11 protein-coding genes are annotated in these 14,059 nt (G+C 70.7%); 2 read left to right on the top strand and 9 right to left on the bottom strand.

Annotated features, from left to right (window positions below; all coding sequences use genetic code 11):
- Nucleotides 1-6 precede the first annotated feature (6 nt).
- The 9 genes from HL658_RS10840 to HL658_RS10800 are packed head-to-tail and all read right to left on the bottom strand — an operon-like array spanning nucleotide 7 to nucleotide 10,607.
- Nucleotides 7-1,902 carry an ABC transporter substrate-binding protein gene (locus HL658_RS10840; RefSeq protein ID WP_180282038.1) on the bottom strand — a complete coding sequence of 632 codons (1,896 nt, stop codon included), beginning with the start codon at nucleotides 1,900-1,902 and terminating at the stop codon, nucleotides 7-9.
- Nucleotides 1,902-3,791, bottom strand: coding sequence for an ABC transporter ATP-binding protein (locus HL658_RS37685; RefSeq protein WP_180282039.1), 1,890 nt, complete (start codon nucleotides 3,789-3,791; stop codon nucleotides 1,902-1,904). The genes HL658_RS10840 and HL658_RS37685 overlap by 1 nt, the downstream gene beginning before the upstream one ends.
- Nucleotides 3,788-4,333, bottom strand: coding sequence for a hypothetical protein (locus HL658_RS10830; RefSeq protein WP_180282040.1), 546 nt, complete (start codon nucleotides 4,331-4,333; stop codon nucleotides 3,788-3,790). Before HL658_RS10830 ends, HL658_RS37685 begins: the two co-directional genes overlap by 4 nt.
- Nucleotides 4,330-5,169, bottom strand: coding sequence for a polysaccharide deacetylase family protein (locus HL658_RS10825; protein ID WP_246337470.1), 840 nt, complete (start codon nucleotides 5,167-5,169; stop codon nucleotides 4,330-4,332). The genes HL658_RS10830 and HL658_RS10825 overlap by 4 nt, the downstream gene beginning before the upstream one ends.
- A 54-nt stretch (nucleotides 5,170-5,223) precedes the next feature.
- Entirely contained in the window at nucleotides 5,224-6,357 is a 1,134-nt protein-coding gene (locus HL658_RS37975; protein WP_180282041.1) for a glycosyltransferase, read from the bottom strand.
- Nucleotides 6,354-6,938, bottom strand: coding sequence for a histidine phosphatase family protein (locus HL658_RS10815; protein WP_180282042.1), 585 nt, complete (start codon nucleotides 6,936-6,938; stop codon nucleotides 6,354-6,356). Before HL658_RS10815 ends, HL658_RS37975 begins: the two co-directional genes overlap by 4 nt.
- A 9-nt stretch (nucleotides 6,939-6,947) precedes the next feature.
- The gene (locus HL658_RS10810; RefSeq protein ID WP_180282043.1) at nucleotides 6,948-8,096 is read right to left on the bottom strand and encodes a glycosyltransferase family 4 protein; all 1,149 of its coding nucleotides are present in this window, start codon (nucleotides 8,094-8,096) and stop codon (nucleotides 6,948-6,950) included.
- 9 nt (nucleotides 8,097-8,105) lie between these two features.
- Nucleotides 8,106-9,359 (bottom strand): glycosyltransferase family 4 protein, encoded by a 1,254-nt coding sequence (locus tag HL658_RS10805; protein WP_343055056.1) that lies wholly within the window; start codon nucleotides 9,357-9,359, stop codon nucleotides 8,106-8,108.
- 9 nt (nucleotides 9,360-9,368) lie between these two features.
- Nucleotides 9,369-10,607 carry a glycosyltransferase family protein gene (locus tag HL658_RS10800; protein WP_180282044.1) on the bottom strand — a complete coding sequence of 413 codons (1,239 nt, stop codon included), beginning with the start codon at nucleotides 10,605-10,607 and terminating at the stop codon, nucleotides 9,369-9,371.
- 188 nt (nucleotides 10,608-10,795) lie between these two features.
- Here HL658_RS10800 and HL658_RS10795 point away from each other — a divergent pair, with 188 nt between their 5' ends.
- Complete coding sequence (locus HL658_RS10795; protein WP_180282045.1) at nucleotides 10,796-13,432, top strand: ABC transporter transmembrane domain-containing protein; 2,637 nt, start codon at nucleotides 10,796-10,798, stop codon at nucleotides 13,430-13,432.
- A gap of 59 nt (nucleotides 13,433-13,491) precedes the next feature.
- Complete coding sequence (locus HL658_RS10790; protein ID WP_180282046.1) at nucleotides 13,492-13,947, top strand: cyclic nucleotide-binding domain-containing protein; 456 nt, start codon at nucleotides 13,492-13,494, stop codon at nucleotides 13,945-13,947.
- The last annotated feature ends 112 nt before the right edge of the window (nucleotides 13,948-14,059 follow it).

Genomic DNA, 14,059 nt, shown 5'->3' with positions numbered 1-14,059 from the left:
GGCCGCTCACTTCTCCGCGAACCAGAAGCAGTCCGGCCGGTAGAGGCCGAAATGCGCGCCGGGGTCGTAGTTGTAGAGGCCGTCGGGCGGCACATTCTTCAGGGTGCTGCGGACCACCACCGGCTGCGGCACCGCCGCCACCGTGCCGATGGTCCAGACATGCTCCGCGTGGTTGGCAAGGATCGCGTGCCAGGCCGCCTTCTCCTTCTCCATGCCGACGGCGGCCTTCCAGATGTCGAAGGAGTCCAGCAGGGCCTTGGCCTCGGCCATGTCGACCGGCTCCCCGTCCTTCCCCTTGGTCTGATAGTACTGGCCCCACTTCGGCCACTGGTAGTTGATCTGGTTCAGCGGCACCAGCTCGCCGGGGCTCATGGCCGCGGTCGGCACGGCGTTGTCCAGCCCGCGTGACACCGCCATCACCGTCTCGCCCGCGAAGATGCGGTTCCTGAAGACCTCCAGTTGCGAGGGACGGGAGAAGACCTGGATCCCGACCTTGCGCCAGTTCTGCGCGATGAGCTGGATGACGTCCGTCTCCTCCGTGCTGTCGCCGGCCGTCTCGATCACCAGCTCCAGCGGGCGGCCGTCCGGCAACAGGCGGGTGCCGTTGCCGTCGCGCTTGTTCAGCCCGGCCTCGTCCAGCAGGCGGTTGGCCTGCTTCAGGTCGAACTTGGCGAAGCGGCTCTGGTAGTCCGGCTTCCACAGGGGGGTTTCGGGCAGCACCGTGTTGTTGGAAGGCGCTCCCAGACCGTAATAGATGGACTGGTTGATCTCCTCCCGGTCGATGGCGAGCGACAGGGCGCGGCGGTAGCGGACGTCGCGGTTGAGCGCGCGCCACACCGGATCGTTGACGTTCAGGTTGGGGAAGAAGGCGATCTGCGAGCCGATGCCGGTCTTCCACAACCGCACCTCCAGCCCGTTGCGCTTCGCCCCGTCCTTGAGGAAGGTGTAGTTGTCGAAGCGCAGGTAGCGCGCCTGCAGGTCGCTCTCGCCCGCCCCGACCTTGGCCGGAATGATCTTCGCGTCGGCCACCGTCATGATGAACCGATCGATGTAGGGAAGCTGCCGCCCCTCCCGATCGACGCGGTGGTAATAGGGGTTGCGGACGAAGACGAAGCGTTCCGACGGCATCTGGGTGGTGGGGACCCAGGGCTGGAGCGTCGGCAGGTCCGGGTTGTTGAACTCCGTCAGATCGTCCTTGCGGTTGTGGAGCTGCTGCCAGCTCTTCTGCTTGGCCTCCTCCACCCGCGCCTTCAGCGTGGCGGCGTCGGTGTAGCGGGGGTGGAACTGCTTCAGGTAATGGGCCGGGGCGTAGATCTCCACCGGCTTGGCCCCGGCCAGCATCGGCAGGAAGAAGGGGTTGGGCTTCGTCCATGCGTAGCGGACGGTGGTCTCGTCGATGATGGTGACGGCGGGGAACTCCCCGTCCACCGCCAGCTCGACCGGCGGGCCGACCGGGTAGCGCTTGTCGTTGCTGGCCATGTCCTCCCACCAGTAGCGGAAATCCTCCGCGGTGAAGGGATGGCCGTCGGACCAGCGGTGCCCCTTGCGCAGGCGCAGGGTGAAGACCTTCTCGTCCTCCACCTCCACCTTTTCCAGGATGTCCGGCTCGATCACGAGGTCGGGGGTCAGCGCCACCAGCCGGGCGTAGCTGTAGACGTAGATCACCCGCGTGTCGCGCACCCGCGCCATGATGGTGGTCAGGTCGCCGCCCGGCTTGCCGACCGATTGCCAGGGCCGGTTCATCCGCGCGACCGATGGGGTTTCGGGCAGGCGCTGTTCCACCGGCGGCAACGTGCCGGCGCTCACCTGCTGCTGGAAATAGGGCGTCTCCACCGGGCGGAAGGCCGACAGCGCGACCAGCGCCGCCATCAACCCCAGGGTTCTGCCGAACGGCACCAGCATCAGGCGACCTCCCGTGTCGTCATGTCCAAATCCGCCCGCACCCAGTGGCCCCCGCCACGATGGACGAGAGGCGGGTGGTGTTGGTCGTCGATGGTGAAGGGCTCCGGCCACGCCGCCGGGTTGGAGCTCCGCCCCTCCTCCAGCTCGGTCAGCGCCAGCGGGCGGGCGGGGTCCGGCTCCGGCACCGCGGACAGCAGGGCGCGGGTGTAGGGATGCAGCGGGTCGCGGAACAGCAGCTCGCGCGGTGCCGTCTCCACGATCCGGCCACGGCACATCACCATGATGCGGTCGGCCATGTAATCGACCACGGCGAGGTTGTGGCTGATGAACAGGTAGGTGAGGCCCAGCCGTTCCTTCAGGTCCTTCAGCAGGTTGAGCACCTGAGCCTGGATCGACACGTCCAGCGCCGACACCGGCTCGTCCAGGATCAGCAGGTCGGGGCGCAGCGCCAGCGCGCGGGCGATGCCGATGCGCTGGCGCTGCCCGCCGGAGAAGCTGTGCGGGTAGCGCTTGAGGTGGCGGACGTCGAGCCCGACCAGGGCCATCAACTCCTTCACCCGTTCCGCCCGCTCCGCCGCGTCGCCGATGCGGTGGATCACCAGCGGCTCGGCGATGATGTCGAACACCGTCATGCGCGGGTTCAACGAGCCGAACGGGTCCTGGAAGACGAACTGCATGCGCCGGCGGAAGGCTTCCAGCTCGCCGCCCGACAGCTTCAGCACATCCACGGGCGTGCCGTGGTCGTTGAAGGTGACGCTGCCGCTGTCGGCGGTCAGCGCCCTGAGGACGATCTTGCTGAGCGTGGTCTTGCCGCAGCCGGATTCGCCGACCAACCCCAGGCACTCCCCCCGCTTCACGGCAAAGCTGACATCGTCCACCGCCAGCGTCCCGGCCCCGGCCTTGGCGCCGAACCAGCCGCCCCCGCGGGCGCCGTAGCGCTTGGTGATCCCCTCCACCTTCAGCAGCGGCCCGGCGGCATCGGCCCCCGGCGGCCAAGGCGTGCGGGCCTGCTCCAGCAGCCGCCCGCCCTCAGACCGGACCGAGCGCAGCGGCACCAGCCGCTCCCCCGGCGCCATGTCGAAGCGCGGCACGGCGCGCAGCAGCGCCTTCAGATAGGGGTGGCCGGGGTTGGCGAAGATGTCCTCTCGGGTGCCGCTTTCCATCACCTCGCCCCGGTACATGACCACCACCTCCTCCGCGAGGTTGGCGACGACGCCCAGATCGTGGGTGATCAGCAGCACGGCCATCCCCAGCTCGGCCTGCAGATCCTTGATCAGCTTCAGGATCTGCGCCTGGATGGTGACGTCCAGCGCGGTCGTCGGCTCGTCGGCGATCAGCAGCGCCGGGCGGCAGACCAGCGCCATGGCGATCATCGCGCGCTGGCGCAGGCCACCCGACAGCTCGAACGGGTAGGTGTCGAGCGCGCGGGCCGGGTCCGGGAAGCGCACGCGGGCCAGCATGTCGCGGGCGAGATCCCGCGCCTCCTTCGGGCGCACGTCGCGGTGCAGCCGCACCGCCTCGACGATCTGGTTGCCGATGGTGTGGAGCGGCGACAGCGAGGTCATCGGCTCCTGGAAGATGATGGAGATGCGTCCGCCGCGCAGGTCCCGCATCGGCTGGCCGTCACGGTCCAGCGCCGCGATGTCGACCATGCGCCGGCTGGCCGGGTCGTCGAACAGGATGCGGCCACCGGCGATGCGGCCGTTGCGCGGGAGGATGCCCAGGATCGCCTGCGACACCACCGACTTGCCGGAGCCCGACTCGCCGACCAGCGCCACGGTGGAGCCGGGCCGCACCCGGAACGACACACCGCGCACGGCATGCACCAGCCCCTCCGGCGCCTGGAACTGCACCTTCAGATCCTCGACGGTCAGGAGATTGCCGCTCAAACCCCGTCCCCCTCCCGGTCCAGTTCAATTGGGCCCAGCCCACTGGGGACCACCGCGATGCTGTCCACGTCGATGCCCATGGCAAGCAGGTTGTCCACCGTAACCGGCGCCAGAGCCACGCCGTTGCGCACCGCCGCCGCGGCGGCGGCCTCGACCAGCCGGTCAAAGCCGTCGAGCGTCGAGTCGGCGCGCAGCCGCCGCCCATCGCCCCTGAGCGTGAGCTGCATCCAGCCGTCCGAACGGTCCCGCTTGGTGGAATAATAGCGAAGATCGATGCCGCGGAGATCCGTCCAGGCGAGCCTCGCACCCAAGGGTCCGTGCATGGTCGCACCGCGTCCGTCCAACTCCAGGCGGGATGCCTGCCGCTGCGCCGTGCGCAGGGCGAACAAGGCGAAGAGCAGCGCCGCCGCCGCCAGCGGCAGGGCGATCCAGCGGTTGACCTCAAGCAGCGTGAGCGGCAGGGCGGTGATCGCCAGCCCGGCGCCGGCCCGCGCGTAGTCGCCCAGAAGCGCTGTGCGCGGGTAGCGCAGCACCTCGCTCATCGCGGCACCCCGCCACGATGAGCAAAGACGGCGGGGGCCGCCAGCCAGCGCGCCGCCGAATGGCCGGCGGTCACGGCGAGGAGGCGGTCGACGAAGTCCCAGGTCGCCCCGTCCATCGCGAGGTGGTGGGTCAGCAGCCCGGTCGGCCGGTCGGGCACCGTCCCCAGCCGCCGCGCGCGCAGGTGGTCGATGGCGCCGGCCAGCGCCGCCGCCGTCCCCAGGAAGCCGCCGCCGTGGCGCCAGTCCACCGGGTCGAGGTGGGTGTTGACCTGCGCCAGCCCGGGCACCGCCGCGTCGTGCTCGCGGTCGGTGGACAGGGCGCGGAAGCCGAGGCCGGGCAGGGCGGCGGAGACAGCGGGCGCGATGCGGTTCCAGGGTGGCACCAGCACCGGCAGCAGGGCCGGGCCGACCAGCGCGGACAGGCGCCGCCATCCCTCCGCCAGCTCCGCCGTCACCGCCTCGACCGGCCGGTCGTCGCCCAGCTCGCATTTCTTGGCACCCAGTGGGGCGTGGTTGGCGTGGGACCAGCCGTGCTGGAGCACCGCGGCACCGCGCAACGCGTCCGCCAGCGCCGGTTGGGCCCGCGCCGGGATCACCGCCAGCGCCACCGGAACGTCGTGGCGCGCTCCCAATTCCAGCAGCCGGTCGAGCGCGGCACCGGGTGCCGTCGCGTCGTCGTCCCGCCACCACAGGGTGGCAGGGCGTCCGGCGGCGGCCCAAAGGTCCAGCTCGGCGGCCAGGGCGTCCCAGCCGTCGGGCGCGCGGTCGCCGTCGATTCGCGTCTCGGTCATGGTCACGGTCTGGTGGTAACCCTGGAAGCCCCGCATCATGCGCATCCCATGTTTCAAAATGACGCAGGCACGGCGGAATTTCCAAGGAATTCTGGACGTTTATGCGCCCATCGCGGCGGCCAGCAGGCGGGCCGTCCGCGCCGCGCCGTCGAGCTCCAGCCGGATGGGGGCGGGGGGCGGTGCGGCCAGCGTCCGCGCCACCCCGGCGGCCAAGGACTCCGGGGTCAGACCGGCTTCCTCCACCACCGTCAGCCGGCCGCGCGCCTCCAGCAGCCGGGCGCGCGTCGCCTGTTCGGTTTCGCTGCCGGCGGCGAAGGGCACCACCACGGCCCGGCAGCCGGCCTGGAGCAGATCCAGCACCGTGTTGTAGCCGGCCTGGCTGATCGACAGACGGCAGCGGGCGAGCAGGGCGGGGAAGTCGGGCCGCGCCCGCTCCACGATCACCCCGGCCGGTGCCGCCGCGCGCAACGGCCGCATCGCCTCCTCCGCCACGTCGGGGCCGGCCAGCAGGCGCCAGACGGCGTCGCGGGCAGGGGTCAGCGGCCGTGCCGCGAGTGCGGCGCGCAGCAGCGGCAGCCCGACCGCCCCGCCGCCCACCGACACCACGACCTCCCCCGCGCCATCCCCCTCCGCAATCACCGGGGCGGCGGGGGCGGCGACGTAGCCGGTGTAGCGGATGCGGTCCTCGATGCGGGCGGCCGCCGGGAAGGTGGCGCCGAAGGGGATCAGCGCCGGGTCGCCGTGCACGAGCACGGTGTCGACCAGCCGCTCGACCGTGCCCACGACCTCCTCGACCCGCGCCGGATCGGGTTTGGCGACCAGGATGTCGCGGACGGAGCAGGCGGTGGGCACGCCCGCGGCCTTCGCCGCTTCCAGAAGCGGGATCAGCTCGAAGCGGAAGGCGCGCCGTGCGAAGGGGAAGGATTCGACCAGAAGCAGGTCGGGCGCAACGTCGTTAAACGCCCTCAACGCGGCGTCCCGCCGGTGCCTGCGCCACGCCTCGTCGATGGGCTTGCCCTCCTCGTCCAGCAGCGTCTTGAAGCCCGCATCGGCGGCCCGCACCGGTGGAAGCTGGATCACCCGCGCCGGGCCGTAATCGACCCCCGGCACCGCGTGGCCGCCGCGCAGCAGCGTCACCGCCATGCCGGCCCCGGCCAGTCCGCGCGCCACCAGCGCCGCCCGCCGGTCGTGGCCGATGCCGAGCAGATGCTGGACGTGGAAGAGGATTTTCACGACACGTCCAACCGGATATTCACCTCCACCACCGACGGGGTACCGTCGGGGGCGAGGGCGAAGAGGTGGGCGCAGGCGTTCCGCAGCTTGTGCCGCGGCTCCCCCAGCATGTCCCAGCCGGTGGCGAGCGCGTAGACGGCGCGCAGCACGCCGTTGTGGGCGACGGCCCCGGTCGGGCGGCCGTCGGTGGCGAGGTCGGCCAGCCAGGGGCGCAGCCGGTCCTGGACGTCGCGTGGGCTCTCGCCGTTCGGCGGGCGGAAATCCAGCCCCATGGCCTCGATCTCCGCCGTCATGTCGCCGCAGGCGCGCATCTCGTCCAGCTGACGGCCTTCCCAGTCGCCCCAGCTCGTCTCGACGATGCGGGGTTCCGGCTCCGGCGTGAGGCCCAGCAGGCGGGCCGTCTCCCACGCGCGCACCTTGGGGCTGGCCACCCAGCGCCGCCCCGCCGCCACCGGTGGCAGCCGCCAAGACGACGCCTGGGCGCGGCCCACGTCCGACAGCGGCTGGTCGACGCTGCCCTGCACGCGGCGTTCGGCGTTCCAGGCGGTCATGGCGTGGCGGATGATCAGCAGGGTGGTCATGCTCTCTCCTCAGGGAAAGGCGCCGGCGTGGATGCGGCGCACGAGATCGTCCAGCGTGGCGGCGGCGGTGGCGAAGCCGTGCTCCGTCGCCGCGGTGCAGCGGGCGGCATCCCCCATCCTGCACCGCCGGGCCGGGTCGTCCAGCAGAGAGCGCACCGCCGCGGCGAAGGCCGCGTCGTCGTCCACCGGCACCAGAACCCCGGTTTCGCGGTCACGCACCACGTCCGGCACACCGCCGGTGCGGCCGGCGACGGCCGGCAGGCCAGCCGCCTGCGCCTCCAGCAGCGCCATCCCGTACGCCTCGTTCACCGCCGGCCACACCATCAGGTCGGCGGCGGCGTACAGCTCGGCGAGGCGATCGGGCGCCAGGGCGCCGGTGAAGCGTACACGGTCGCCGAAGCCATCGTACAGCCCCGCCACCGCCGCCCGCGCCGGCCCGTCCCCGACCGCCAGCAGCCGCCACGGGAGGTCCGTCAAACGTGCCAGGGCCCGAGCCAAAGCCTCGAAGGAGCGGCGCTTGTCACCCTCCCGCATCATGCCGACGGCAAGCAGCCAAGCCTCGTCGGCCGGCAGGCCGTACGATGACGCGAGCGCCGCCCTGTACGTTCCGCGCTCCGACGAGGCCGAGGCGAAGGGGGCGGTGTCGAGGAAGGGGCGCAGCGGCACCAGCCGTCGCGGATCGTCCAGCAACGGCAACACCGCCTCGGCGTCGTGGCTGGCGAGATTGACCACACCAGCCGCCCGCCGGATCGCCGCCGCCGCCGCGGCGTGGCCGGCCGCCCACGGGCCGGTGACGCGCTTGGGCGCGTGCGAGGCCTCCGCCACCACATAAGCGATGCCGAGCCGGTCGCAGACCGCCGGCCCGATCCAGTCCGGCGCCTTGTGGTAGAGGTGGTAGGTGAACCACAGGTCCGGCGGATCGTCGCGCCAGCGCCGCAGCAACCGGTCGGCGCAACGCCGTCCCAACGCCGCCAAACGCTCCGGCCGGCCGGGGCGGGTGCCGTCGTCCCAACTGCGCAGGGTGGAGGCCAGCCGGACCTCGTGCCCGCCGGCGGCGAGTGCGGCCATCAGCAGCCGCGCCACCCGGCGGTCGCCGGACGGCACCGGATGGGTTGGTGCCTTCAACGGGGCGTAGAAGGCGATGCGCAGACCCGTCATGCCCGACGCTCAGCGGGTGGTGGCGGCCAGCGACTCGGCAAAGCGCACCACCAGCCGGTCGATGCCCTGGTCGCAGCCGAATTCGTGCCGCACCCGCTCCGCCCCCGCCGCGGCCAAGGCCGCGCGCCGCGCCGGGTCGCGCAACAGCGACTCCAGCGCCACGGCGAGCGCCGGCGGGTCGTCGGGCGGCACCAGCACGCCGGTGGTCCCGTCCCCGATCAGCTCGGGGATGGCCGCCATCCGGGTGGCGAGGCAGGGCAGACCCATGGCCTGCGCCTCCATCAGCACGTTGGGCAGCCCGTCGCGGTCGCCGTCCTTCGCCTGCCGGCTGGGCAGGATGAACAGGTCGGACGCGGCGTAGGCGGCGATCACCGCGTCCTGCGCGCGGGCACCCTGCCACTCCACCCGGTCGGTCAGCCCCAGCCGCTCCGCCTGCGCCTTCAACGCCGGCAAACGCTCGCCGCCGCCGATGTGGGTCCAGCGCCAGGACAGCCCAGTCGGCAGCCGGGCGAGAGCGTCGAGCACGAGGTCGATGCCCTTCTTCTCCACCGCCCGCCCGACGGTCAGCAGCCGCACGGGATCGGTAGGGTCGCCGCCGTCGCGCGGCGGCCGTGCCGGCGGCGTGTCGGGAAAGCGGGCGAAGTCGAGCCCGTGGTACAGCAGCTCCACCCGCCCCGATTCGGGCGCCAGCGACTCCAGGTGACGGTGCCCCATGGCGGTGCAGGTCACACCCCAGGCGGCGGAGGCCAGCTTGCCGCGCAGCTCCCACTCCGGGCTTGTCCAGATGTCCTTGGCGTGGGCGGAGAAGCTCCAGCCGAGGCCGGCGATCAGCGCGGCGTAGCGGGTGACGGAGGCGGGGGTGTGCAGGAAATGGCTGTGCAGCCACGCCACGTCGGCCGGCAGCTCCGCCGCCAGAACGCAGGCCTGCCCGAAGCGACGGATGCGGTTGCGCGTCGGATCGCGGGTCAGGTCGGCCAGCCACGCTCCGAGCGCCCGCCAGAATCCTGGGCGCCCCAGCGTCCGCCAAACGCCGTTGAACACCCGCTTGGGGTCGTCGCGCAGATACTCCGGCAGGTAGAGGACCGGGGCCGTGACGGCCTTGTTCAGGTCGTGCACGGTCTTGTCGGTCGGGAGGCGCAGGGAGACGACAAGCTGTTTCAGGCCACGCCGCTCCAGCCCCAGCACCTCCTGCGCGATGAAGGTCTCCGACAGGCGCGGCCAGCCCTTGACGACCACCGCCACCCGCCGCACCGGTTCCCGCACGGCGGGCCCTCACAGACCCAGACGGCGCGCCAGGGAGCGCAGCCGCCGCTGCCGCGGCGCCGTCAGCCACCGCTCGGCCAGCCGGTTGACGTTCTCCAGCCCGTCCAGCAGGCCGGGGACGACGACGGAGGAAGGCGGCGCCTGCTGCGGCAGCTGGCGCAGCGCCGTCGCCATGGCGTGGGCGTCGCGCACCCCGTCATCCACCAGCATGGCGGACAGTCCCAGCTCCTGCGCGCGGGCGGCGCGGATGTACTGCTCGCGCCGCGGCACCTCGCGCGGGACGATCAGCGCCTTCTTGTCGAAGGACAGGATCTCGCAGAAGGTGTTGTAGCCGCCCATGGCGACCACGCCCTCCGCCCCCTGCATCAGGCTTTCCAGCCACGGCTCGAAGGTGGTGATCTCGACCTTGGGCAGGCGGGCGGCGCGGGCCTGGAAATCGGTCTGGAGATCCGGCTGCATGAAGGGACCGAGCACGAGGACGGCGCGGTAGGGGATGCCGGCGTCCGTCTCGTAGGCGCGCAGGACCCAGTCGATCAGCGCCTCCCCGTCGCCGCCGCCGCCGGCGGTGACCAGGATGTAGGGATCGGCCGGCGCATCGACGCCGCGGGCCTGCTGGGTGGGGGCGGAGCGCTGGAGATAGCCGGTGTAGACCATCTTGCGCCGGACCGACGGCGGGATGTCGATCCCTTCCAGCGGGTCGCAGATCTGCGGCAGGCCATAGACCCACAGCTCGTCGTACAGCTCCTCCAGCGCCGGGACGACCTTCTTGCGCTCCCATTCCGGGGCGAGCAGGGCCGGTTCGTCCATCACGTCGCGCAGGCCCAGCACCAGCGGCACGCCGCGGTCCTTCAGCCGGTGCAGCGTCTCCCGCACCTCGCCGCGCAGGCCCAGCGGCTCCTTGTCGACGATGAACAGGTCGGGCTGGAACACCTCCGCCGTGTGGCGGATCAGGGAGGCCCGCATCTCCAGGATTTCCTCAACCCCGATATGCAGGTTGAGCGCGGTGTATTCGCCGTTGCGCAGCTTGATCACGCCGGGAATGCGCACGAAATCGACGCGCGTGCGGAAATCGAAGCTGCCGATGATGGGGGAGCCCGACAGGATCAGGACCGACAGTTCCTTGTACCGCTCCACCAGCGCATGCGCGATGGCGCGGCAGCGGCGGAGATGGCCCAGCCCGAAGGTGTCGTGGCTGTAGATCAGCACGCGGCCGGAACACGGGCGGCCCGCTGTCGCTCGATCGGTCATACCCCCGTCTCCCGTGCTGCCCTGTTTGCCGGCCGAGTCTCCGCTCGGACGCTTTCTGCCTTCTACCAGAAACACCCTTACCCAACCACGCAAATTGCCGCCCTGCGGCAAAGCCGCTATCGTCCGTTCAACACGGTGCCCCGCAGCGCCGTCCGCAGCCGGCAACGGCGCGGCCATCGGGATCCCTCATGGAATCGAGCATCTTCCGGTTCATCCTTCGGCACAGCCGGCGCCAGCAGGTGCTTCTGCTGGTGATCACGCTCGCGTCCTTTCCCTTCCTCTATGCGTCGCTGGAACTGCCGAAGAAGATCGTCAACGAAGCGATCAGCGGTAAGAACATCCCGGCCGAGATGTTCGGCGTGCCGCTGGACCAGGTGCGCTACCTGCTCATCCTGTCCGGGCTGTTCCTGGCGCTCGTCGTGGTCAACGGCTGGTTCAAGTACCAGATCAACACGATGAAGGGCCGGCTGGGCGAGCGCATGCTGCGCCGCCTGCGCTACGAGCTGTATGTCCGCATCCTGCGCTTCCCGCTGCCGCGCTTCCGCAAGGTGTCATCGGGCGAGCTGATCCCGATGATCACCGCGGAGGTGGAGCCTCTCGGCGGCTTCATCGGCGACGCCATCGCGCTGCCGGTGTTCCAGGGCGGCACGCTGCTGGTCTATCTGGCCTTCATCTTCATGCAGGATCCGGTGCTGGGCGCCGCGGCGGTGTCGCTCTACCCCTTCCAGGGCTGGCTGATCCCGCGCCTGCAGCGCAAGGTGAACCAGCTCGGCAAGCAGCGCGTGCGCACCATGCGCCAGATCTCCGACCGCATCGGCGAGACGGTGGCCGGCATCGGCGAGGTGCACACCCACGACACCTCCGCCTGGCACAAGGCCGATCTGGCGCACCGGCTGGGTGACGTCTACGACATCCGTTTCGAGATCTACCAGCGCAAGTTCTTCATCAAGTTCCTGAACAATTTCATCAACCAGTTGACGCCCTTCTTCTTCTATGCCATCGGCGGCTATCTGGTGATCAAGGGCCAGCTGTCCTTCGGCGCGCTGGTGGCGGTGCTGGCCGCCTACAAGGACCTCGCCTCGCCCTGGAAGGAGCTGCTGGACTGGTACCAGCTCAAGGAGGACACCCGCATCAAGTACGAGCAGGTGGTCGAGCAGTTCCAGGTGCCGGACCTGCTGGACGACCGCCTGCTGGAGGAGGATCCGGCCGGGGACATCCGCATCACCGGCCGCCTGGCGCTGGACCATGTGCAGTTCGGGGAGGAGACGGGCGCCAAGCCTCTCGACGACGTCAGCGGCGAGATCGAACTGGACCGCCACACCGCGGTGGTGGCCGTGGGGGCCGGCGGCGAGGAGCTGGCGCAGATCGTCGCCCGCGTGCTGCTGCCGACGGCCGGCCGCATCCGCCTGAACGGCGAGGATTACCTGTGCCTGCCGGAAAGCGTCACCGGCCGCCGGGTCGCCTATGTCGGCAGCAGCCCCTACCTGTTCTCCGCCCCCCTCTTCGAGAACCTCGTCTACGGGCTGCGTCACCGGCCGTTGCGCCCTGATCCGGATGCCGATCCCGCCCGCCGCAAACGCCGCACCGCGGAAGCGCAGATGTCCGGCAACACCGACCGCGACATCCGGGCGGACTGGATCGATTACGAGGCGGCCGGCTGCACCGGGCCGGAGGATCTGGTGGAGCGCATCCGGGATGTGCTGCGGCTGGTGGATCTCGACGCCGACGTCTATTCCTTCGGCCTGAACCGAACGGTCGACCCGCAGCGCCGCCCCGACGTGGCCGCCCGCGTGCTGGCCGCGCGGGAGGCGGTGACCGACCTGCTGACCGACCCGAAGATGGGCCAGCTGGTCGAACGCTTCGACCCCGAGCGCTTCAACACCAATGCCACGGTGGCCGAGAACCTGCTGTTCGGCACGCCGGTCGGCAGCGCCTTCGCCACCGACACCCTGGCCGAAAACCCGTACATGCTGCATGTGCTGGACAAGACCGGCCTGTCCGAGCGGTTCCTGGACGCCGGGCGCCGGGTGGCGGAGACCATGCTGGAGCTGTTCTCCGGCCTGCCGCAGGGGCACGAGTTCTTCGAGCGCTTCTCCTTCATCGGCTTCGCCGAGCTGCCGGAGTATCAGGCGATCCTGGCGCACGCCGGCAAGGACGGGCTGGACCGGCTGCGGCCGGACGAGCGGACGCGGCTGATGTCGCTGCCCTTCAAGGTGATCCCGGCCCGCCACCGCCTGGGGCTGCTCGACGACAAGGCGATCGCCCGGCTGCTGGAGGCACGCCGCGTCTTCGCCCGGGATCTTCCCGCCGACCTGCGGGGTGCCGTGGAGTTCTTCGACCCCCGCGTCTACAACGCCGCGGCGACGATCCAGGACAACATCCTGTTCGGCAAGCTGGTCTATGGGCAGGCGCAGGTGCAGGTGCGCGTCGGCCGCATGATGGCGAAGCTGGTGGACGATCTGCAACTCCGCGAACTGATCGTCGAGGTCGGGCTGGACCACCCGGTGGGGGTCGGCGGCTCCCGCCTGACGTCGGCGCAGCGGCAGAAGGCGGCGCTGGCGCGCGCGCTGCTGAAGAACCCGGATCTGCTGGTGCTGGGGGACGCCACGTCGAGCCTCGACTCGGCGTCGGAAGCCCGCGTCCACGCTGCGATCCGCAAGCATCGGCAGGGGCGCGGGCTGCTGTGGGTGGTGCATCGCGCCGGCCATGCGCGCAGCTTCGACCGGGTCATCGTGCTGAACGGTGGACGTGTGGCCGAGGAAGGCCGATCTGTGGAACTGGACAAGCCCGGCACCCTTCTGCACGAATTGATGGGGGCCGATTAGCGCGACTGGCAGAGTGGAAGCCAGACAGAGTGGAAGTCCGACAGAGTGGGAGTCCGGCTGTGAGCATCAACGAGGAAGTGGCCTGCCTGCGGAAGATCCCGCTGTTCGCCAACATCGAGACGTCGAAGCTGAAGCTGCTGGCCTTCACCAGCGAGCGGGTCACCTTCGACCCCGGTGACACGCTGTTCGAACAGGACGAGATGGGCAACTGCGCCTACATCATCCTGTCCGGCGAGGCCGACGTGGTGGTGCGCACACCGACCGGGCCGGTCACGGTGGCGACGCTGGGGCCGAGCGAAGTGGTGGGCGAGATCGCCATCCTCTGCGACGTGCCGCGCACCGCCACGGTGATGGCGCACAGCCACCTGCATGTGCTGTGCATCTCCAAGGACCTGTTCTTCCGGATTATGACGGAATTTCCGCAGATCGCCGTGGAGATCATGCGGGTGCTCGCCAACCGCCTGGAAAAGACCACCAGCCGCCTGCGCGAGGTGCTCAGCGAGCGCGCGGCGTGACCGCGGCACGCCGTTCGGACGGTCGCCGCGCGAAGGTGGTGTGACCGGCGTCACCGTAGGACAAAGTTATCTGTCGCATCGTCCGCCCCGCAAATCGTTCCAATGGGGGGAC

The organism is Azospirillum oleiclasticum (assembly GCF_013423485.1).
GTDB lineage: Bacteria > Pseudomonadota > Alphaproteobacteria > Azospirillales > Azospirillaceae > Azospirillum > Azospirillum oleiclasticum.
The sequence above is the reverse complement of the archived record's forward strand: the minus strand, read 5'-3'. Positions and strand labels throughout refer to the sequence as shown.

Coding starts and splice junctions, on each gene's coding strand:
- HL658_RS10840 (WP_180282038.1), bottom strand. CDS start 1,902: ATGCTGGTGCCGTTCGGCAGAACCCTGGGGTTGATGGCGGCGCTGGTC.
- HL658_RS10830 (WP_180282040.1), bottom strand. CDS start 4,333: ATGAGCGAGGTGCTGCGCTACCCGCGCACAGCGCTTCTGGGCGACTAC.
- HL658_RS10825 (WP_246337470.1), bottom strand. CDS start 5,169: ATGCGCATGATGCGGGGCTTCCAGGGTTACCACCAGACCGTGACCATG.
- HL658_RS10815 (WP_180282042.1), bottom strand. CDS start 6,938: ATGACCACCCTGCTGATCATCCGCCACGCCATGACCGCCTGGAACGCC.
- HL658_RS10810 (WP_180282043.1), bottom strand. CDS start 8,096: ATGACGGGTCTGCGCATCGCCTTCTACGCCCCGTTGAAGGCACCAACC.
- HL658_RS10800 (WP_180282044.1), bottom strand. CDS start 10,607: ATGACCGATCGAGCGACAGCGGGCCGCCCGTGTTCCGGCCGCGTGCTG.
- HL658_RS10795 (WP_180282045.1), top strand. CDS start 10,796: ATGGAATCGAGCATCTTCCGGTTCATCCTTCGGCACAGCCGGCGCCAG.